We start from the raw sequence: 19401 nt of genomic DNA, 5'->3' as shown, positions 1-19401 counted from the left end.
TAATACTATAACTAGTAAGGAGACGATATCTATGATTTATGTGTGGCTTATTTTAGGATTTATATTACTTATTAAAGGTGCAGATTATTTCGTAGAAGGTGCATCTGACATTGCTATTAGAGCAAGAATACCCAATTTGATTATTGGTTTAACTATAGTTGCTTTTGGGACAAGCGCGCCTGAAGCTGCTGTCAGTATTACTTCTGCTTTAAAGGGGCAAAATGATATTGCTATTGGTAATGTAGTAGGTTCTAATATTTTTAATTTACTTATTGTAGTGGGTATTGCAGCGATCATTACCCCTTTACAAGTGCAAAAATCTATCATCACTAAAGAATTTCCTTTTGCTTTATTATCCTCCTTTATCTTACTTATATTAGCTAATGATGCTATTTTTCAATCTACTAGCTTGAATACTATTTCTAGAGGGGATGGCTTAATCTTATTAGTTCTTTTTGGAATTTATATGTATTATCTCATTGAAATTGCTTTGAACCACAGAAATAGCACAGCAGAAGCTTCTATAACTGATAATAAAGGAGTAGAAAAAGAGATTCGAATAGGAAAAAGCATACTCATTGCCATTGGCGGATTAGTTGGGATTATAGTGGGTGGACAATTAGTTGTAGATGCTGCGAGTCAAATTGCACTAACATGGGGAATGAGCGAAAAATTAGTAGGACTTACTATTGTTGCGGTAGGCACTTCTTTACCAGAACTTGTGACTTCCATTATAGCAGCTAGAAAAGGTAAAAGTGATATTGCCCTAGGCAACGTAATTGGTTCTAATATCTTTAATGTGTTCTTTATTTTAGGCATTTCTTCTGTGATTTTCCCTATAGAAGTTAATGGTGCTGTTTTCATGGATATGATAGTTCTATTAATCGTAAGTATCATAACCTATATTTTCTCTATTACTAAAGTTAAAATTAGCAAGCTAGAAGGAAGCTTATTAGTGCTTAGTTATCTTTGCTATATGGTGTTTATTATAATAAGAAACTAAAAAACAGCAAATAATATGATTTAGCGTCATATAGTATTACGAAGACATTTTAAGGAAGACTAGAAAGGTAGGAAGAAAATATGTCCGCTACATCATGGATTGAATGGGTAGGTTATGCAGCTTCTATTATGATTGCCATTTCGCTTTTAATGACAGATGTGATTAAGCTTCGTCTGCTTAATACAGTAGGTTGTTTATTATTTGTTATTTATGGCTTTATTGTAGGTGCATATCCTGTAGCAGTTGCTAACCTTGCCATTATCCTCATTAATTTATATCATTTATATAAGCTTTATAATACCAAATAAAAGTATCTGAGCGTAAAAGAAGCAACAAGGTAATTGTTATAACAAGAGATAGACATTATTAAAAATATTGACGAAAGTCCAGTAAAGCAATATAATCGAGTCATAAAATAAAACAGGAGGCGCACCATGTTAAAAACAACACATACAGATGCTGCACCAGCAGCTATTGGACCATACTCTCAAGCAGTATGCATGAATGATTTAGTATTTACTTCAGGACAAATTCCTTTAGACCCAGCTACGATGACAATTGTAGGAGAAGAGATTACAGCTCAAACAGAGCAAGTGATGAAAAATTTAGCAGCTGTTTTAGAAGCGAGTGGGACAAGCTTTGATAAAGTTATTAAAACAACCTGCTTTTTAGCAGACATGGCAGACTTTGTTGCTTTTAACGAAGTTTATGCTAAATATTTTGTAAGTAAACCAGCACGTTCTTGCGTAGCTGTTAAAACGTTACCTAAAAATGTACTTTGTGAAGTAGAAGTTATTGCTTGTAAATAAGCAAGATTATCATAAAAAGAGCAATGATTAAAAGAAATGCTTTTAGTCGTTGCTCTTTTTGTATGTAAAAATAAAATTATTTTAAAGGAAAAATTAAGCTAAAGGTACAACCACCACCAGGAGTATCTTGAAGTGTAAGCTGCCCATGATGAAGCTGCATCATTTCATAAGCAATACTGAGACCTAGACCGTAGTGGTTTTTATCATGCCTTGATGTATCGACTCGGTAAAAACGATCAAATATATAGGGTTTATGCTCCTCGGCAATACCTGGGCCATTATCGATGACAGAAATAGTAAGCGCATGAGGAGTATAATTTAATACGAGAGATACTTTATTGCCAGCAGGTGTATAGGTAAAAGCGTTATCTAACAAAATACTTAAGGTTTGGCGAATACGTTCGTTATCAATCATTAAAGTGGGAACCAAATCATCAGGAAGAATGACATTAAAAATAAGATTCTTTTGCTTACTTAGGGGTATAAAGCACTCATACATATCTAGAACTAAAGTATCTATTTCTGTGGGAGTAGTTTGAATAGACCAATGTTTAGCATCCATATTAGCCAGTAAAAGAAGATCATCAATGAGGTGCTTCATACGTGTACATTCATTATGAATACTGGTAGTAAAACGAAGTGTTTCTTGATTAGCGTTAAGTGCTAAAGCCGAGGTATTCGTATGAATTACAGCTAGAGGTGAACGTAGTTCGTGAGAAGCAGCAGCGATAAAGTCTGTTTGCTTTTTTTGAGCAAGTTCAATAGGACGAGTTGCATGCCCTGAAAACCAAAAGCTAAAAATACCCAATAATAAAAAGCCAATGATGGTAAGCCCTACAAATAGCCATCGTAGAAACCCAATATAGCGATCCATGCTTTGCATGTTTTTTAATAAAATCAAACGAAAATGCCCAACTTCAGAAGAAAAGGTCCCAATAATAGCTAAATAGTGTTCATGCTGGGGTGTTCTAAACTCAAAACTGACTTTGGGAATATCTAAAGTCGAGGTAAATAAATTAGAGGTGCTAAAATGATAGTTAGTCTCAGCAAGAGTAGTTGCTTCTGCAAAAAGTTGAGTTCTAGGCGTAATAGAAGGGGTATTACCTTTAAAAAGAAGAGGAATACCATTATCCTCTATCTTGATTAAAAGCTGATTAGTAGCTTCTAATTTAGATAAAAAAGTATGACTAATACTTCGCTCTGTTTGTAAACGAAAAACGATGCTATTTAACTGATTTTCAATCAAGGTATATTGCTGGGCATTAAATTGCTTTTCTAAAATACCTAAAGAAATCAAAGACATCATAGCTAGAAGCGTTGCCGTAATAAGCATACAAATCTTAGCTAAACGTGTACGGAGTGTTTTAAGCATAAGTAGCCTCCAAAGTATAACCAATGGAACGTAGCGTTTTAATATGTAACTCACTACCAACGGCTTTTAAGCGTCTTCTTAAAAAATGAATATAGTTATCTAAATTACCATCTTCTACCTCTGTATCAGGGCCCCATACCTTAGATAAAAGGAGTTCTCTTGTTAAAGGTTCACTAGGATGTCTTAAAAAGAACTCAGCTAAATCTCCTTCTTTTTTAGAAAGAGAACAAGAACGAAGGGGACCTGTTAAGCAAAGACCTAGCAAGTCTAAGGTAACATCTGCAAAATGGATTTGTTCAGTATTTATCATTTGACTAGGTCTACGGCTTAAAGCTCCAACTCTAGCAATGAGCTCTTCTATGGCAAAAGGTTTGACTAAATAATCATCAGCACCTGAATTAAGCCCAGCGACACGATCGCCTATGCCATCTAAAGCAGTGACCATAATAACAGGGAGCTGGAGATTTAAAGCGCGAATGCGCTTTAAAAGGCTTAAGCCATCTAAGCTAGGTAACATCCGATCTAAAATAACTAAATCATATGTATTGGTTTTCGCTAGTTCGAAGCCTTCTAGGCCATCCTCAGAGCAATCGATGTTATAGCCTACATGTTTTAAATGAAAGCAAATGCTTTCAGCAAGTTCAGTATCATCTTCAATGCATAAGATTCTCATCATGCAACTCCTTATTGTGTGATTTTTCATATTATAACACAATTATCTCTAAATTATCTCTAAAATCCTTTGAGGATTTTTAGAGATTGATTTGATATAGTACAGAGTGAAGAAGAAAGGAGAGATAGGGATGTTAAAAAAGAGTTTAGTAAGCTTACTGATTTATAGCTTGATGTTACTAGTAGCAGTAGGGTGCAATAAAGAAATAGAAGCTACTACAGGAGAAGTAGCTATGGGACGCTACATAGAGGAAGAAGTAAATATTGATGGGTTTATGCCAGAAGCTATAACATTTTTAGTGTCAAATCAAGGTAAACCACAAATTTATCAACAAACAGAAAAAGGTTTTGTTATTTTTGAGGAACAAGAAGATGGAAATTGGGGAAAAGTAGAACCAGTTTGGCTTGAAGCTTTTAATAAGCAAGATGCTTATAACTGGATTTCTGCTATGGCTGTCAATGAAAAAGGAGAGCCTTACTTTATTGCTGTTGGCAATTTAGAAGAACAAGACCAAAATGTAGCATCGGGAGATATGGAAACCAAAGCAGAAAATAGTGACACAGGGAGTACAGAAGAAGCAAACCTTGGACAGGCAGAACAGCCAGAAGATGGAACAGAATTTAAAGAAGAAGCGGTTCTAATAACAAATGAGGATGGCACAAGTGAGGTAGTCAATCATACATATACCTATGCTATTTATGTTGAAGGTGATGCTATTAAAACTTGTAGGCTTAATATAACAGAAGACTTAGGTTATATCATACCATCTCATGTTGTGATTTTACCGGATAATCAATTGGTGGTATCTGGCAATATGACTGGACAAAAGTGCTATGACCTTAAAACAGGAAATGAAGTTCGAAAGTATTCAGAAGCAGATGGGAATATTGCGCAGATTAACAATAAGCTTTATACCATTAATTTAATAGATAAACAAATAGATGCTTATAATGAAAATGCAAGTCAAGTAGACCACTTTGTCCCATGTGAAAATATAGATGAAATTTCTATTTTAATACCAGCTGAAAATAATAATATGTACCTTGTTACCACAAATGGCATTAGACACTTTGCTGAAGGGGGAAGTATTTGGGAAGAGCTTATGAGTAGTACAGGACTTTCTTTAGGCTTGCCTTCTTATGGCCTAGTTAATGCGATAGAAAAAGAGGGACGTTTTATTGTGCAGATGACCAATGATCAATATCAAAATGTGATTAAACTCTATCGTTATTCGGAAACTACACCAACGTTGCCTACTATAGAATTAAATGCTTATACATTGGAAACCAATAGAACACTGCAAGAAGCATTAACAGCTTATCAATTACAACATCCAGAAGTACGCATTAATGTACAAGTAGGCCTAACTGGAGAAGAGGGGATTACAAGAGAAGATGCTATTAAAGCACTTAATACAGCTATTTTAGCTGGAGAAGGACCAGATATCATGGTCTTAGATGGTCTTCCAATAGATACTTATATGGAAAAAGGTGTTTTGGCAGACTTAAGTGAAATAAAGGGAAAAGAGCAGATGTTTGAATTTGCAACTGCGCCTTTTCAAAAGGATGAGCAGCTTTATGCACTTCCACTTAGGTTCAAAGTACCAACTATATGGGGAGATACTCAGGTACTTAATGAAGTAAATAATCTAGAAGAACTGGGAGTTTATCAAAAAACACATTTAAAAGAAATGATATTACCTAAGCAGGGTCCAGAATATCTTATGAATTTATTTGCAGGACAGATGCAAAAAGAATGGTTTAATGCCCAAGGAGAATTACAAGAAGAAACATTAATACAATTTTTAGAAGCTGTTAAAACCTTTTCTGGGCAACAGGAAGAAGTATCCAAAGGATATAATACTATGATGAAAAATCAACATGAAACCATTAATACACAGAATATATTTGAATATGCTTTTGGAAAAAGTCATGTATTTATAGAAGATGTAGGCAGTATATTAGATTTACTTATTTGCAATGAGGCTAATAAACAAAAGGGGGAAGGTAGCTTTAAAATAGTACAACAAGAAGAAGAGTGTACTTATAAACCTAGTAGTATCATTGGGCTTAATGCAAGTAGTAAAAATAAGATACTTACTGAAGAAATAATGGCATTCATGTTAAATGAAAAGGTGCAGTTGACAGATACTTTAGAAGGCTTTCCAACTCATGTAGGTGCTTTTGAAAAATGGATTAAAGGAGAAACCACTAATAAAAATGCATCTTATATGTATTCAGTTGATGACTATGACATACTTGTTGTGGAATGGGGACATGAGGAAGCATTACAGGCTTTTTATGAAGAAGTGAAGCAAATTAAAACAGCTGTATTAGAGGATGAGACCCTCATTAATCTTATTGTAGAGGGTAGCAAGGCATACTTTGAAAACAAGGAAAGTGCCCAGCAAGTAGTAGAACGTCTTAAACCACAGTTAGAACTTTATAGTAAGGAATAAAGAAAGGATTAGAGTATGAAGCAGATTAGAAAGTGGAAGGGGTTATTATTTGTATTACCTAGCTTATCAGGCGTACTAGTATTTTATATACTTCCTTTTTTGAAAAGCTTTGTATACTGCTTTACAGCGGACTTAAGTGACAGGCGATTTGTAGGACTAACACATTTTAAAACTTTGTTTAATAATGCCAATTATCGTTTGGCTATGGGCAATACTCTATTTATAATAGGCATTGCCCTTCCTAGCTTATGTTTCCTATCCTTGCTAATAGCTTTATTAATTGAAAAGCAATTGGCTAAAAGAAAATGGCTACAGGGACTTTTACTTATTCCTATGGCATTACCAGCAGCGTCGCTTATGCTAGTTTGGCAAGATTTATTTTCGAAGGAAGGTATTTTAAATGCAGTTTTAGGTACTCATCTAGATTGGCTTCAAAGTGACAAGGCGCCGTGGATTATTATTGGCCTTATTATATGGAAAAATCTTGGCTATAATGTACTGCTTATTATAGGAACACTCCTTACAATGCCAAAAGAATATGAAGAAGCTGCCCAGCTAGATGGAGCGGGCTTTTTTAAGATTGCTAGTTTTATTAAAATACCTTATTTGGTACCCATGCTTTTTTTTACAATAATTATTTCATTATCTAACTGCTTTAAAATTTTTAGAGAAGTGTACTTACTTCAAGGAGATTATCCTAATAGGAATCTTTACTTATTACAACACTTCATGAATAATCATTTTGCTAAACTAAATTATGACTTATTAACGACTGCCGCTTTTACTTTATATACAGTGATTTTTATAATCATCTTTTTGGGGGCAAGATGGCAGCAACGTTATATAAGAGAAAATGGATAGGAGGAAGCAATGAAGAGGTTAAAGCAAGGAATAACTTATGTAGGCATGGGGCTACTATTAATAAGCATTTTGTTTCCTGTATACTATTTATTTTCTCATTCTTTAAAAGGTGAGGCACTTATTAAGGCAATCTATAGCCAACCTATAAGTTTATGGGAAAGAGTGTTTCCAAAGCCATTTTATATTAATTTAGATCAGTATTATCGCCTTTTATTTCGAACACCTCAGTATTTAGTTTATTTTTGGAATACACTAAGGGTTGTTGTGCCTATTGTTACCTTGCAGCTTTTATTAAGCATATTAGCGGCTTTTGGGTTTAGTAAGTTAAAGTTTTGGGGTTCAGAAACTTTATTTTTCATTTATATTATTATGATGCTCATGCCTTTTCAAGTGACGTTGGTACCTAACTATATGATTTTAAGTAAGCTTCATTTCTTAGATAGTAATGAGGCTTTAATTTTACCAGGTGCTTTTGGAACCTTTGGTGTTTTTTTCTTAAAGCAATTTATGGAAGGGATAGATGCTAGCTTTATAGAAGAGGGACGTTTATTAGGTGCTAATGATAGGCAAGTGCTAAGTTATATTTTGGTACCTATGTGTAAGCCAGTTATTGTTGCAGCAGCAGTTTTATTATTTATAGATTATTGGAGTATGGTAGAGCAGCCTTTGATTTTTATAAGCACTAGAGAAAAACTACCCTTGTCTGTGTATTTATCCAGTCTAGCAGTGTCTAATATACATATTGGTTTTGCATGTAGTGTTTTATATATGGTTTTGCCACTCTTATTAGTTATTTATGCCCAAGATGATTTGTCAGACGGTTTAAAAATATCTAGTTTAAAGTAAGGAGAAAGTCATGGAGAAAACACAATCCCTTAAGCAAAAACTAATTCAAGTAATCCTGCTATTTTTAGCAGTACTAATAGGATGTACATTTATTTCGAGAAGCATTTATGAGTATCTATTACCTGTAGTAAGTACTGCTCAAGTTAAAAGCGGCGTTGTAGAAGTGAAGTATTTAGCGACTGGTAAAATAGGATTAAATGAAGAAAGTTTAAAAAGTCAGCAAGCTATATTGGTACCTTCTATAAGTGGTCAAGTTATAGAGGTTTTTAAACAAGAAGGGGAATTTGTAGAAAAAGGAGAAGCTCTTTGTACTGTACAAAAAGGCGATTATGAGACTGAAGCTAGTAATAAGGCCTTCCAAGAAACAGAACTTACAATTGCATATGAAAGATTAGCAAGGCAGATTGCAAGTAAAGAAGAGGAAGTGGCCCAACTAGAAATTAGCTATGAGATTAAACAAAAAGAACTAGAGCAGTACGAAACGAGTAGCAAGTTAATAGACTTAAAAGAGCAGATTAAAGAGCAGAGAAAATTAGTTCAGGTGAATGAGGAGCTACATAAAGAAGGTCTTATAGCAATCAGTAGCTATGAAGCAGAAAAAAATAAGTTAGCTACTTTAGAAAGAAGCTTAGTAGACGAGGCAAAAGCTATAGAAACAGCTTTAAAGCAAAGTATGCAAGATATACAAAATCAACTTGCTGAAGTGACACTTAGCCTTGAGGATTTAAAAGAAGAGCAATTTTTAAAAAAGCAAAAACAACAACTAATCAGTCAGTCTTCTTTGAGTGAAACATTAGTAAGTCCTATGGAAGGATATGTTTATCGCTTAAATGTAGCAAAGGGAGCGTATGTTCAAACTGGGGAGCAGCTTTTAGTTGTTATTCCTAAAGCACTTAACTATGGTTTAAGCTTTGAAGTATCTGAAGAAACAGCTAATAAAATACAAATGGGACAAAGAGTAAGTTTTACTTTTAATCAAATGCGTTACGAAGCTAGTATTAATAAGAAAAAGTTTAAAGAAGAAAATGGACAATATGTAATAACAGCAGAAGTTGAGGAGCAGCTTTTGAGACAAATGCAGTTAGAGCCTACTACTTATAAGACAGTGAGTGTAGAAATAACCAACCGTTCTAGTGAGTATCAGATGATTGTGGATCAAAGTGCCATTAAAAAGGTGTATACCAATGCTTATGTATTAGTAGTAGAGGAAAGTGAAGGGATTGGTAGAAAGGTTTATAAAGTAAGAGAAGTACCTGTGACGATTTTAGAAGAAGGAGACTACAAAGTAGCTATATCAGCTCAGATAGATCAAAACCAAAGGATCATTACTTCCCATTTAGGAGATTTAAAAGATGGGCAGGAGGTAGCACTTAAATGAAGACTATAAAAAAGAGGGGCCTTCTTTGTTTAGTACTATTTATTGGTTTACAATGTTTGAAAATAGGTCTTATTGAAAGCTTACCCCAAGTTTATACTGAGGGAAGAATAGAAATTTACCCAAAAGAAAAGCTGGAAGTAACAAGCTTTTGTGAAAGCGATAGCTATAAAAAGCTTCAGCCAGTTGTATTAAATGAGCAGTCAGTGACATTAAAGGTTAAAAAGGAGAGAGAGCTTGTTGGAAGAGGGACTACCAGCAATCTTCCTATGATGGAACCTATTCAGATAGTAGATGGTGCCTTCTGGGGGGCAGCAGCTGATAGAGAAGGACGAAATGTGATATTACTTAGTGATGAAGTTGCAAAGCAGTACTTTGGCTCCATACAAGTGACGGGAAATGTATGTGAAATAGAAGGTATGGTCTATCAGATTGTGGGTGTGTATCGTAAGTACAAGTACTTTTGGGATTATTGGTTTAACTTAGGAGAGGATGTCATTTATTTTCCTGCAACAAGTACATTAGGAAAAAAGGCACCGATAAAGGCTGTTATTTTACCAAGTCAAGTAGCAGGTGAGATCATTGAAGAAAAGGCACTTTTAACGCTAGGATTAACCGAGGAGAATAGTGAAATACTGCATGGAGAGGATGTAAAAGCTTCTCTAAGAAGCTTAAAAGTAGCAGCTACAAGTGTTGCTGGGGTTATATTAATATTGTATTGCTTCATGGCAAGCTATAGATGTTTATTGCATCTTCATTTAAACGTAAGGCAGAAAGGCATCCACATTGTCAGCTATTTAATACTCATCCTAATAACTCAATTCTTTTTTTTAAGAGGGGTATATCTGCCTAGTGAAGCTTTACCACCTTATAACCTTTTTGATATCAGTTATTATATAAAACATTTTAAAGAACAACTTGTAACCTATCATCGTTTCATGCGAATAAGTTTAACATTATTTGAACCTATTTATTGGCAGATTAAGCAAGGTGCTAAGTTAATCAATCTACTGCAAATCGTACTAAGCTTTCCTATGTGTAAATGGCTTGTATTTCAAGTGAATTCATTGCCTAATACCATTTCAAAACTGGCTTTAGTGCTTTCTAAATCAAAAATAAGCTGATTATCCATAAAGAAACGATAGTTAACTATAGCTACAGGACTTTCATGGATTATTCATCTCAAGGCCCCTATATTAGGGGCTTTTAATGGTTTAGAATGACTGTTTAAAAAAAAAGACTTGGAGGGTAGGGGGTTGCACTAAGGTAAGAGCAGTCTTAGAGTAGGTTGTTACCTTAACACCTAAATAGGAATGTAATCACTTGAATAAAAGCCGAATGACTACCAAATTGATCAAATTGAACGCCGGGAATCATGGCTAAAGTATGATTCTCACCCTGATGTTTAAAATACCAGCCTTCAAAATAAGAATGTTTTTTATAAGTACCATGATAATGTTTCACTGGGAAAGCACCTCCATGTAGTCCATCGTTTTACATGTTAAGGTTTTCAAAATGAAATGTAATTATATAGATAGGACGTAGGATAATGATGAGAGAGAAAATTGGTATTTATAGTTAAATCAGTCAAGAGTGAAATATGCATATTTATAAAACTATATAAAATAGTCATTATATTAATTGATGTAATATACTATATATCTTTATAGTTACTATTTAAAAGGATTTAGAAACAGTAGCTCAAGTACTTGATAAAATACCCAAAATAAATATGATTTCTAGGGTAATTAGGATAAAGTATTAGAAAAATATCATAATGAACAAAACTTACCATAAGTAAAATATAAATATAAACTAAGTTAAAATATCAAATAACATTAAAGTAAAAATAGTACGTTAATTTGTTCACTTAAGGGCTACGAATGCTTGAAAAATCGAAGTTTTAGTTCTTTTTATTTTACATCCTATTTCAAAGAAGAGTTTGCTATAATGAGTCGTTAGGAGCACAAAAGGAGAGTAAAAATGAAGAAGTATGTAACAATAGGGATTGTGCTTTTATGCACAGTATGGCTTATAGGAGAAGTAATTATGAGACAAGAAAGACGTCCTTTATTAAATAAAGAAGAGGGTGTTAGTCAGGTAGCAAGAGCAAATGGAGATTACTTGGAAATTTATAAAGAGGATAATTGGGAAAAGCTGTTTCTAAAGGGTGTTAATTTAGGAACAACAAAACCAGGTTATTATCCTGGTGAATTTGGAGTTACTAAAAAAGAGTATTTAAAGTGGTTTCGTCAGATCCAAGAAATGAATGCTAATGTGATTCGTGTGTATACCCTTCAAATGCCAGCTTTTTATGAGGCACTAGCAGCGTATAACCGTAAGGCAAAAGAACCACTTTACTTATTACAAGGTGTCTGGATAGATGAAGAGTTAATGCAGGAAAAGATGGATGCTTTTGATGAAGAACTTATGGAAAGCTTTAAGCAAGAAGTGAGTAACATTATTGATGTACTACATGGGAATGCAGAGATAGAAGCAAAAAAGGGAAGGGGTTATGGCACTTATAACCAAGATGTTTCACCTTATGTAGTAGGTTATATTTTAGGAATTGAATGGGATCCTTATTTTGTGGAAGCAACTAATCAGTTACATGAGGGTAAAGGAGACTTTACAGGCGAATATATTTATACACAAAAAGCAAGACCTACAGAGTTATTTTTTGCCCAGATGCTAGAGCATACCATTGCTTATGAAACAAGAACCTATCAAATGCAAAAACCAGTAGCTATTACTAATTGGTTAACCACGGATCCATTTGACCAAGCTAATGATATTGATGAAGCCAATCGTATCGTTACCATAGATACAGAAACAATTAAAAGTCAGGATACTTTTAAAAGTGGACTATTTAATAGCTATCATATTTATCCGTACTATCCAGATTTCTTAAACTATGATCCTCAATATATTACACCTGCCAAGGAAGATGTACAGGTAAATAGTTATAGAGTGTATTTAAAGCAGTTAAAAGCTCATCATACAGGACCAGTCATTGTTTCAGAGTTTGGGGTACCTACATCTAGAGGAATTACTCATATAGATACTCATCGTGGTTTTAATCAAGGGCTGGTGAGTGAAAGGGAACAAGGGGAGATGAATGCTTCTATGTTACAAGATATCTATGAGGAAGATTATGCTGGTGCTATTATTTTTTCATGGCAGGATGAGTGGTTTAAAAGAACATGGAATACCATGGATTTAGATGAAGCAGATAATAGAGCTTACTGGCATGACCGTCTAACTAATGAACAATGTTTTGGACTTTTAAGTTTTGAACCAGGAAAAGAAGGGGAGGGCGTTTTTTTAGATGGGAAGGTAAATGATTGGGATAAGAAGGATTTGGTAGGAAGAGCAGAGGAACTATCTTTATATATGAGAAGTGATGCAGCTTTTGTTTACTTAAGGATTCATAAAGATCAATTGGATTTATCAAAAGAAGAACTACTTATTCCTATTGATATCACACCACGTTCAGGTGCTTATGGATTAGAAGGCTATGAAGTCACCTTTAACGAAGGTACTGATTTTATCATTAAACTAACAGGTAATGAGGAAGCTAGTTTATTGGTGCAAGACTATTATGATGCATCTGCTTATTTAAATGAAAAAACTGAAAAACCAGAAGCGACAAGTCAGCATTTTAACGTTTTTAGTCAAGTTGTACTGGGAGAATCCATGTTTCCATTGACAGGAGAAACGATACCTCTAAAAAAAGTGGAGGTTGGTAAGTTGCGAGCAGGAAATACCAATCCTGATTCAGAGCAATATGATTCTTTGGCAGATTTTATAGTCGTAGGAGATGAAATTGAAATGAGAATTCCATGGCTGATGCTCCAAATTTCTAATCCAGGAAAGCATCAAGTCATTGATGATTTTTATCAGACAGATGAAATCAATCATATAACAGTAGAAGAAATGAAAGTAGGTATTTACGTTATAGAAGAAGGTAAGCTGAGAAGCCAGCTACCCATGCTACCTTATCGTTGGGAAGGTTGGGATTTGCCAGTTTATCATGAGCGACTAAAAAAATCTTATGAGACAATAAAAAAAGCTTTTGCAACTATTTCTTAAAGCTAATAAATAGTAAGGAGGGTGAGAAAATATGACAGCCGTTTATTATATGGGGCTTATACTTGTTTTGGTTGCGATAGGCGTATACGGATATGTACATTTGAGTTATAAGCAGGGTAGCAGCTCTTATAAGAGAATAAAATATTTAGAAGACTCAATAGAAAAAGATTTATATGCGTTTAAACAAACAGGTAGATGTACTAATAAAAAAATAAAGCAAAGCAGTCAAAAGCTTAAAAAAAGGGAGCATAAGCTTGCCTTGCTGACTTATTTATTGGATAAGGTAGAGGAAAACCAAGATAATGTTGTATGGATTCGACAAAGTGAGATTGTAGCTCCTTTTATAAGAAGTAGTTCCAATAAAGAATTTAATAAGCTTTTTAAATTACAGTGCATAGAAAAGTTTGGAAGCTTTGAAGACCAAGTTTATATAGAATCTTTAGCTTATGACGATTCTCTTTATATTCGTATCAGTCGTTTAAAAGCTTTAGCAGCTATAGGTGCTACTGAAGCTTTACTAAAAGGGATTAAACAATTAAAAATTGAAGAACCCACTATGGATGATAAGATTCTCATTGAATGTTTATTAAATTATAAAGGAGAAAACGTAGCATTTACTAAAGAAATGATATTACAGCTAGAAAATCAAGATAAGCAATTGTCCCCTATTATGATTGCTTATTTTACTTTAAAAGAAGAAGCAGCAGTGGCTAGGTTAGTAGAAATGTACCTAGTTAGTAATAGCAGTACTATCCAGCTTAAATGCTTATGCATTCTTTACTTTGAAAAAGTGATCTCTAAGTCTGCAGAAGATCATTTAATAGCTCATTTAGCTCATGAGCATGAAGCAATAAGAAAGTTAAGTGCTAAAGCTTTGAAATATTATCAAGATTCAAAAAGTATGTTAGCTTTGAAAAAAGCTATAGACGACCCTTCTTATAAAGTAAGAGAAAGTGCGGCTAAAAGCTTTTATTACAGGATGAATCAAAAGCAAAGCTTGATTAAAGAACACCAAGTCACCATTCAGAACTTATTAGAAGCGGTATTGACAGATGAAGCGCAATTAAAAGCTTATATCATGACGGAAGAAACGAGAAAATCTGAAGAAGAATTAGAGCGCTACCGTCAATTTTTATTAGAACAAATAAGTTAGGAGGCGTTATGGAATTAGAAGGTTTAAAAGAAGTATTAACAGGTGTTGTATTAGTTTATACATTTTGTAGTGTAGGAATAGCCGGTTTATTTACCATTATGGCCTATTATCATTTTAAAAGGTATAGACATTACAAAGCCTTTAAACAAGCATTGGTTGTAGAAAAGGGAGAAAACATACCAGTTTCTATTATTGTACCTGCTTATAATGAAGCTATTACAATTACATCAACTATACGTTCACTATTAGCATCAACCTATCAGCAGTATGAAATTATTATAGTAGATGATGGATCTACAGACGATACCTTAAGGGTGTTAGTTGAAGCTTTTCAGATGAAAAAGATTTTTAAACCTACTTTAAAAGCTATAGAAACACAGCCTGTTATTGAAGTTTATGGAAGTGAGCAAGAAGGTGTTAACCTCATTTTAATTCATAAAGAAAATGGGGGAAAAGCAGATTGCTTAAATGCAGGGATTAACTATGCTCAGTATGATATATTTGTAGGTATTGATGCAGATTGTATTTTACAAAAAGATGCTTTAAAAGAACTCATAGTACCGTTTATTGAAAACAAACAAACATTAGCAGTAGGCGGCAATATTAAGATTGCTAATGATGTTACTTTTAAAGAAGGAGAAATCGTAGCTAAGCAGAAACCAAAGAACTTATTAGTTGGTTTTCAAATGCTAGAGTACAAAAGAGCTTTTTTAACAAGTCGTATAGGATGGGACTTTATGAATATGAATCTCATTATTTCAGGGGCATTTGGTGCTTTTCAAAAATCAGCCGTTATTGAAGTGGGTGGGTATAAAACAAAGACTATAGGTGAAGATATGGAGCTAGTCATGAGGCTCCATAGCCATTTCCTAAAAGAAAATAGGCCATACGTAATCAAACAAGTAGTAGATGCTACCTGCTACACACAAGCGCCAGATACCATAAGAGGTTTAGGAACTCAACGAAAGAGGTGGCAAAAGGGCTTGATACAAAGTTTATTTTCCCATCCACAGCTGTTTTTAAGTTGGCGTTGGTTTGGAGCAAAGCTTTATTACATTTTATTTGAACTTATTTCGCCCTTTATAGAAATCTTTGGTATCGTTTCTTTAGTGGTATTAAGCGTATTAGATTTAGTTGATACCATTTATGTGTTAAAACTGTATGTTTTTTTATTAGTTGCTAATGCTTTTGTGTCTATAGCAGCACTATTATTAGAAGTGTATGCTTTTAAAGAAAAAAACAATGAAAAAGTTATAGGTAGACTCATACTTTTATCTTTAATTGAAACAATGGGTTATCGACAAATTTTAAGCTTTTACCGCTTATTAGGCTTTTTAGGGCATAGGAAAAATGGACATAAATGGGGAGAAATAAAAAGAAAAGCAATTAAGGAACTTTAAATAAAAAGATGATTTCTTAAAATTAATTTGAAAATTTATAAACTTAATAAAGTGGTTTTAAAAAATTGAATAATTTCAATATTTTGTATATGATATAAGGAGGTTTATTGAAGAAGGAATGAGTTAGGGGGAAAATAAGTGGAGATTATTACCACCAATGATTTATGTAAGCGTATAGGAGACAAGCAAATTATAGACCATGTGAGTATTCATGTGAAACAAGGAGAAATATATGGTTTTCTAGGGCCTAATGGGGCAGGTAAAACAACGCTTATGAGGATGCTATTACATTTAGTAAAAGCAGATAGTGGAAGCATTCAGCTTTTTGGAGAAGAAATTAGTGAAATGCAGCCACGTTTGTTACGTCGCATAGGAAATATGATAGAGTATCCTATTTTTTATAATCATCTTACAGTAAAAGAAAACCTAGAACTCCAATGTAGCTACATGGGAATTGAAGCTGAAGAAAGTGTGGCCAATGCCTTAAAACTTGTACGTTTACAAGGTATGGCAAATGAAAAAGTAAGTCAGTTTTCAGCAGGAATGAGGCAACGCCTAGGCATTGCTAGAGCACTAGTTCATCGTCCAGAACTTCTTATTTTAGATGAACCTGTTAATGGCCTTGATCCTATAGGTATTAAAGATATCAGAGAGTTGCTTAAATTCTTGTGTAGAGAACAGGGAATCACCATTTTAATCTCAAGCCACATTTTATCAGAGATTGAGTTAATAGCAGATACCATTGGTTGCATTAAAGGCGGGCAGTTATTAGAAGAAGTAGCACTAGCAGATATTAAAGCAAATGAGCAGACATCCTTGGAAGAACACTTTTTGAATGTATTATCAAGGGGGTAGGGCAATGAAACAGTTATTATTGCTGGAAATGAAAAAAAATAATTTCAAGCAAATTGTAATGGGAGGGCTATTAACAAGTGGTATTTTATTAATTTATTTAATTATGTCAGGGGTATTAATGGAGGGAAGCTATAAGGATTATACGAGTTATTTCTCCAATGTTATTGCTTATAATAAAATTGTTTTTACTATTTTTGCAGGACTATTAATCATCCGTATGTTTAGTGAAGAAATAAATAGTAAGTCAATTAGTATTTTATTTACTTATCCACTTTCTCGTAAACGTTTGCTAGTAGTAAAAGTTATTCTTGTTATAAGTGTAACCATGCCTCTCATGTTTTTGAGCATGTTACTTCATTTTATTGTGCTTGCTATTTTAAACCTAGCATTAGGTTTTGCTCAAGGGAGTATGAGTATAAGTTTTTTTGTAAGCTATATAGTAGCCAGTTTGCTTCATAGTGCTTTTGCAAGTTTGGCAGCATTAATACCATTGATGTGTGATGTAAAATGGATTTCTTCTCAAAAAACCTTAATTGGTTCGGCTGTATTAGCCATTTTTCTTTATAGTATTAAGGGAAGTAGTTTATTTGGAATAGCACTTATTTTGGTTGTTTTAGCTGCGGGCTTGGGTATACTTTTAACCAGACGAGCCATTGCTGTTGTAGTGGATATGGATATTATGTAAGGATAGAGTGTTTAGTACATAAAAGAAAGATGTACTAAGCACCCTTTTTATTAAATAGGCCTTCAACGCAAATGCAGGTACTTGTTTACATTTTGAGTTACCCAATATAAAAGATACTGAATGATGGGTTTCACTCCTCTTGAACTATTGTTATACTAATAAGGTAATAAAAGCAGATTCATGTAGAAAAATAGGAGGAGGAAATATAGTGAGACCAGAGCTTGTCATTTTTGATATGGATGGATTGATGTTTGATACAGAACGTGTTTACTATGAAGCATGGGAGCAGGCAGCTAAGTTTTATGGTTATGAATTTAATTGGGATATTTATATTCAGTTAGTAGCTAGAAATAGTAGAACCATTGGCATGATCTTAAGAAAGATTTATGGAGAAGACTTTCCGTATGAGGAAGCAAGCCAAAAGAAAAGAGAGCTAGCAGACCAAATACTTGAAAAACAAGGAATAACGAAAAAAGCTGGACTGATGGAGCTTTTAGATTTTTTAGAAGCAGAAGGCATTTCTAAGGCAGTAGCTACTTCTAGCACTAGAGAAAAGGCTTTAGCTTATTTAAGCTTAGGTGGTGTAAAGGAACGCTTTGATCATATTGTATGTGGCTCAGATGTAGTGGAATCTAAACCTAACCCTGAGATTTTTCAAGTAGCGGCTCAGGCATTACAAAAAATACCTGAGAAGTGTATGGTTTTAGAAGATTCTAAAATGGGAATTAAAGCAGCTAAAGCAGCCGGGATGTATGGTGTTTTAATCCCTGACTTAGTCAAAGCTGATGATGAAATGAGGGAAGATGCAAGTTTTATTGTATCAAGTCTTCATGAAGTGATTGATTTAATTAAAAGCGAAAAGCAAGTAGTGAAATAAGTCACTGCTTGCTTTTTTAGCTTCTTTAAGAATTCCTTATAATGTGTTTGTATTCTGTATTAATATATTGTACGAAGCTTTCTAAAAATAAATCTGTAATAGGAGAAGTAGGTAAATCTTTTGGAAGTAGGGAAGAAAATGCAATTTTATAGGAAGTATTAAGCTGAAGTACTTGAATAGTAGTTAAGGAGCCAAGCTGTTTAATCATAGATTTTGGAATCATAGCAATTCCTAACCCATTTTTCACGGCTTCCTTAATGGCATAATTACTACTTAAAACCAATTTACTTTTAGGAATGATTTGATGAGCCACTAAAAAAGCATCTAAAGCTTCTCTAAGACCAGAACCATGCTCTCTTGTCAACCAGCGTTGTTTATGGAGAAGATGAGAAGCTAATAACTCTTCATTAAAGAGATAGCTGCTAGGAGCAATAAGAACGAGCTGGTCTTCAAAAAAGCATTTTTGTTTAAAGGAAGGAATAGAAAGTACACCTTCTACTAAGGCTACATCAAGTTGCAAAGTTTTCATCTTACTAGTAATCTCAGCTGTATTACCAATAGATACTTCGATGTTAATATCTTGATAGTGGTTACAAAAATCCGCTAAAAAAGAAGGAAGCAGATATTCACCAATGGTAGAAGTGGCACCAATTTTAAGATGGCCCTTAAAAGAACTATTAATATGATGGAGTTCTTCTTTGGTAGTATCAAGCAATGACAGAAGCTGCTTACTTCTCTTATAAAGCAAATGCCCGCTTTCAGTAATCATAATCTTTTTAGGTTTCATAGAACGCGTAATAAGGAGTGTATTAAAATAAGATTCTAAATGCTTAATATGTACACTCACACTAGGCTGAGATAAATTGACCTTCTCTGCAGCTTTAGTAAAACTCTTTTCTTCTACGACAGCAATAAAAGTTTTGAGTTCCTCTAGCATAGTTT

Annotated in this window: 18 protein-coding genes; 14 read left to right on the top strand and 4 right to left on the bottom strand. The window is 33.9% G+C overall.

Annotated elements, in window-relative coordinates; genetic code table 11:
• The first annotated feature begins 31 nt into the window (after positions 1 to 31).
• From EKH84_RS16085 to EKH84_RS16075, 3 genes are all read left to right on the top strand, one after another.
• On the top strand, positions 32 to 1003 hold the full coding sequence (locus tag EKH84_RS16085) for a calcium/sodium antiporter (RefSeq protein WP_127067080.1): 972 nt from the start codon (positions 32 to 34) through the stop codon (positions 1001 to 1003).
• An 80-nt stretch (positions 1004 to 1083) separates the two neighbouring features.
• On the top strand, positions 1084 to 1311 hold the full coding sequence (locus EKH84_RS16080; protein ID WP_013657646.1) for a YgjV family protein: 228 nt from the start codon (positions 1084 to 1086) through the stop codon (positions 1309 to 1311).
• Positions 1312 to 1437: 126 nt separating this feature from the next.
• The gene (locus EKH84_RS16075; RefSeq protein WP_013657645.1) at positions 1438 to 1812 is read left to right on the top strand and encodes a RidA family protein; all 375 of its coding nucleotides are present in this window, start codon (positions 1438 to 1440) and stop codon (positions 1810 to 1812) included.
• A gap of 76 nt (positions 1813 to 1888) precedes the next feature.
• On the opposite strand, the gene EKH84_RS16070 is transcribed toward EKH84_RS16075, so the two are convergent.
• Complete coding sequence (locus EKH84_RS16070) at positions 1889 to 3184, bottom strand: sensor histidine kinase (protein WP_127067079.1); 1296 nt, start codon at positions 3182 to 3184, stop codon at positions 1889 to 1891.
• On the bottom strand, positions 3177 to 3857 hold the full coding sequence (locus EKH84_RS16065) for a response regulator transcription factor (RefSeq protein ID WP_127067078.1): 681 nt from the start codon (positions 3855 to 3857) through the stop codon (positions 3177 to 3179). Before EKH84_RS16065 ends, EKH84_RS16070 begins: the two co-directional genes overlap by 8 nt.
• A 130-nt stretch (positions 3858 to 3987) precedes the next feature.
• Between EKH84_RS16065 and EKH84_RS16060 the strand changes: the two genes are divergently transcribed.
• From EKH84_RS16060 to EKH84_RS16040, 5 genes are read left to right on the top strand one after another with little or no spacing between them, the layout of a single operon-like run.
• Complete coding sequence (locus EKH84_RS16060) at positions 3988 to 6315, top strand: hypothetical protein (protein WP_127067077.1); 2328 nt, start codon at positions 3988 to 3990, stop codon at positions 6313 to 6315.
• A 15-nt stretch (positions 6316 to 6330) separates the two neighbouring features.
• Positions 6331 to 7176, top strand: coding sequence for a carbohydrate ABC transporter permease (locus EKH84_RS16055; RefSeq protein WP_127067076.1), 846 nt, complete (start codon positions 6331 to 6333; stop codon positions 7174 to 7176).
• Between the two features lie 9 nt (positions 7177 to 7185).
• Positions 7186 to 8022 carry a carbohydrate ABC transporter permease gene (locus tag EKH84_RS16050; protein ID WP_127067075.1) on the top strand — a complete coding sequence of 279 codons (837 nt, stop codon included), beginning with the start codon at positions 7186 to 7188 and terminating at the stop codon, positions 8020 to 8022.
• 10 nt (positions 8023 to 8032) lie between these two features.
• Positions 8033 to 9400 (top strand): efflux RND transporter periplasmic adaptor subunit, encoded by a 1368-nt coding sequence (locus EKH84_RS16045; RefSeq protein ID WP_127067074.1) that lies wholly within the window; start codon positions 8033 to 8035, stop codon positions 9398 to 9400.
• The gene (locus EKH84_RS16040) at positions 9397 to 10521 is read left to right on the top strand and encodes an ABC transporter permease (RefSeq protein WP_127067073.1); all 1125 of its coding nucleotides are present in this window, start codon (positions 9397 to 9399) and stop codon (positions 10519 to 10521) included. Before EKH84_RS16045 ends, EKH84_RS16040 begins: the two co-directional genes overlap by 4 nt.
• Positions 10522 to 10693: 172 nt before the next feature.
• Here EKH84_RS16040 and EKH84_RS22170 read toward each other — a convergent pair whose 3' ends face one another.
• Positions 10694 to 10861 (bottom strand): hypothetical protein, encoded by a 168-nt coding sequence (locus tag EKH84_RS22170; protein WP_190283361.1) that lies wholly within the window; start codon positions 10859 to 10861, stop codon positions 10694 to 10696.
• 519 nt (positions 10862 to 11380) lie between these two features.
• Here EKH84_RS22170 and EKH84_RS16035 point away from each other — a divergent pair.
• From EKH84_RS16035 to EKH84_RS16010, 6 genes are all read left to right on the top strand, one after another.
• On the top strand, positions 11381 to 13489 hold the full coding sequence (locus EKH84_RS16035) for a family 2 glycosyl transferase (protein WP_127067072.1): 2109 nt from the start codon (positions 11381 to 11383) through the stop codon (positions 13487 to 13489).
• 31 nt (positions 13490 to 13520) lie between these two features.
• Complete coding sequence (locus EKH84_RS16030; RefSeq protein ID WP_127067071.1) at positions 13521 to 14642, top strand: HEAT repeat domain-containing protein; 1122 nt, start codon at positions 13521 to 13523, stop codon at positions 14640 to 14642.
• An 8-nt stretch (positions 14643 to 14650) separates the two neighbouring features.
• Positions 14651 to 16042: a glycosyltransferase family 2 protein gene (locus EKH84_RS16025; protein ID WP_127067070.1), complete on the top strand. Its 1392-nt coding sequence runs from the start codon at positions 14651 to 14653 to the stop codon at positions 16040 to 16042.
• A gap of 138 nt (positions 16043 to 16180) precedes the next feature.
• Positions 16181 to 16897, top strand: coding sequence for an ABC transporter ATP-binding protein (locus tag EKH84_RS16020; protein WP_127067069.1), 717 nt, complete (start codon positions 16181 to 16183; stop codon positions 16895 to 16897).
• Between the two features lie 4 nt (positions 16898 to 16901).
• Positions 16902 to 17582, top strand: a complete 681-nt coding sequence (locus EKH84_RS16015; RefSeq protein ID WP_190283360.1) for an ABC transporter permease — start codon at positions 16902 to 16904, stop codon at positions 17580 to 17582.
• Between the two features lie 208 nt (positions 17583 to 17790).
• Positions 17791 to 18459 carry an HAD family hydrolase gene (locus tag EKH84_RS16010; protein ID WP_127067067.1) on the top strand — a complete coding sequence of 223 codons (669 nt, stop codon included), beginning with the start codon at positions 17791 to 17793 and terminating at the stop codon, positions 18457 to 18459.
• A 25-nt stretch (positions 18460 to 18484) separates the two neighbouring features.
• Here EKH84_RS16010 and EKH84_RS16005 read toward each other — a convergent pair whose 3' ends face one another.
• Positions 18485 to 19396: a LysR family transcriptional regulator gene (locus EKH84_RS16005; protein WP_013657630.1), complete on the bottom strand. Its 912-nt coding sequence runs from the start codon at positions 19394 to 19396 to the stop codon at positions 18485 to 18487.
• Positions 19397 to 19401 lie beyond the last annotated feature (5 nt).

This window comes from Cellulosilyticum sp. WCF-2, assembly GCF_003990395.1.
In the GTDB taxonomy this organism is placed as follows: domain Bacteria; phylum Bacillota; class Clostridia; order Lachnospirales; family Cellulosilyticaceae; genus Cellulosilyticum; species Cellulosilyticum lentocellum.
The sequence above is the reverse complement of the archived record's forward strand: the minus strand, read 5'-3'. Positions and strand labels throughout refer to the sequence as shown.

What these genes read in the sequence shown, in the direction of transcription:
- EKH84_RS16080 (WP_013657646.1), top strand. Translation starts at nt 1,084, where the DNA reads ATGTCCGCTACATCATGGATTGAATGGGTAGGTTATGCAGCTTCTATT.
- EKH84_RS16065 (WP_127067078.1), bottom strand. Translation starts at nt 3,857, where the DNA reads ATGAGAATCTTATGCATTGAAGATGATACTGAACTTGCTGAAAGCATT.
- EKH84_RS16040 (WP_127067073.1), top strand. Translation starts at nt 9,397, where the DNA reads ATGAAGACTATAAAAAAGAGGGGCCTTCTTTGTTTAGTACTATTTATT.
- EKH84_RS16075 (WP_013657645.1), top strand. Translation starts at nt 1,438, where the DNA reads ATGTTAAAAACAACACATACAGATGCTGCACCAGCAGCTATTGGACCA.
- EKH84_RS16015 (WP_190283360.1), top strand. Translation starts at nt 16,902, where the DNA reads ATGAAACAGTTATTATTGCTGGAAATGAAAAAAAATAATTTCAAGCAA.
- EKH84_RS16055 (WP_127067076.1), top strand. Translation starts at nt 6,331, where the DNA reads ATGAAGCAGATTAGAAAGTGGAAGGGGTTATTATTTGTATTACCTAGC.
- EKH84_RS16035 (WP_127067072.1), top strand. Translation starts at nt 11,381, where the DNA reads ATGAAGAAGTATGTAACAATAGGGATTGTGCTTTTATGCACAGTATGG.
- EKH84_RS16070 (WP_127067079.1), bottom strand. Translation starts at nt 3,184, where the DNA reads ATGCTTAAAACACTCCGTACACGTTTAGCTAAGATTTGTATGCTTATT.
- EKH84_RS16025 (WP_127067070.1), top strand. Translation starts at nt 14,651, where the DNA reads ATGGAATTAGAAGGTTTAAAAGAAGTATTAACAGGTGTTGTATTAGTT.
- EKH84_RS16005 (WP_013657630.1), bottom strand. Translation starts at nt 19,396, where the DNA reads ATGCTAGAGGAACTCAAAACTTTTATTGCTGTCGTAGAAGAAAAGAGT.
- EKH84_RS16045 (WP_127067074.1), top strand. Translation starts at nt 8,033, where the DNA reads ATGGAGAAAACACAATCCCTTAAGCAAAAACTAATTCAAGTAATCCTG.
- EKH84_RS16085 (WP_127067080.1), top strand. Translation starts at nt 32, where the DNA reads ATGATTTATGTGTGGCTTATTTTAGGATTTATATTACTTATTAAAGGT.
- EKH84_RS16030 (WP_127067071.1), top strand. Translation starts at nt 13,521, where the DNA reads ATGACAGCCGTTTATTATATGGGGCTTATACTTGTTTTGGTTGCGATA.
- EKH84_RS16060 (WP_127067077.1), top strand. Translation starts at nt 3,988, where the DNA reads ATGTTAAAAAAGAGTTTAGTAAGCTTACTGATTTATAGCTTGATGTTA.
- EKH84_RS16050 (WP_127067075.1), top strand. Translation starts at nt 7,186, where the DNA reads ATGAAGAGGTTAAAGCAAGGAATAACTTATGTAGGCATGGGGCTACTA.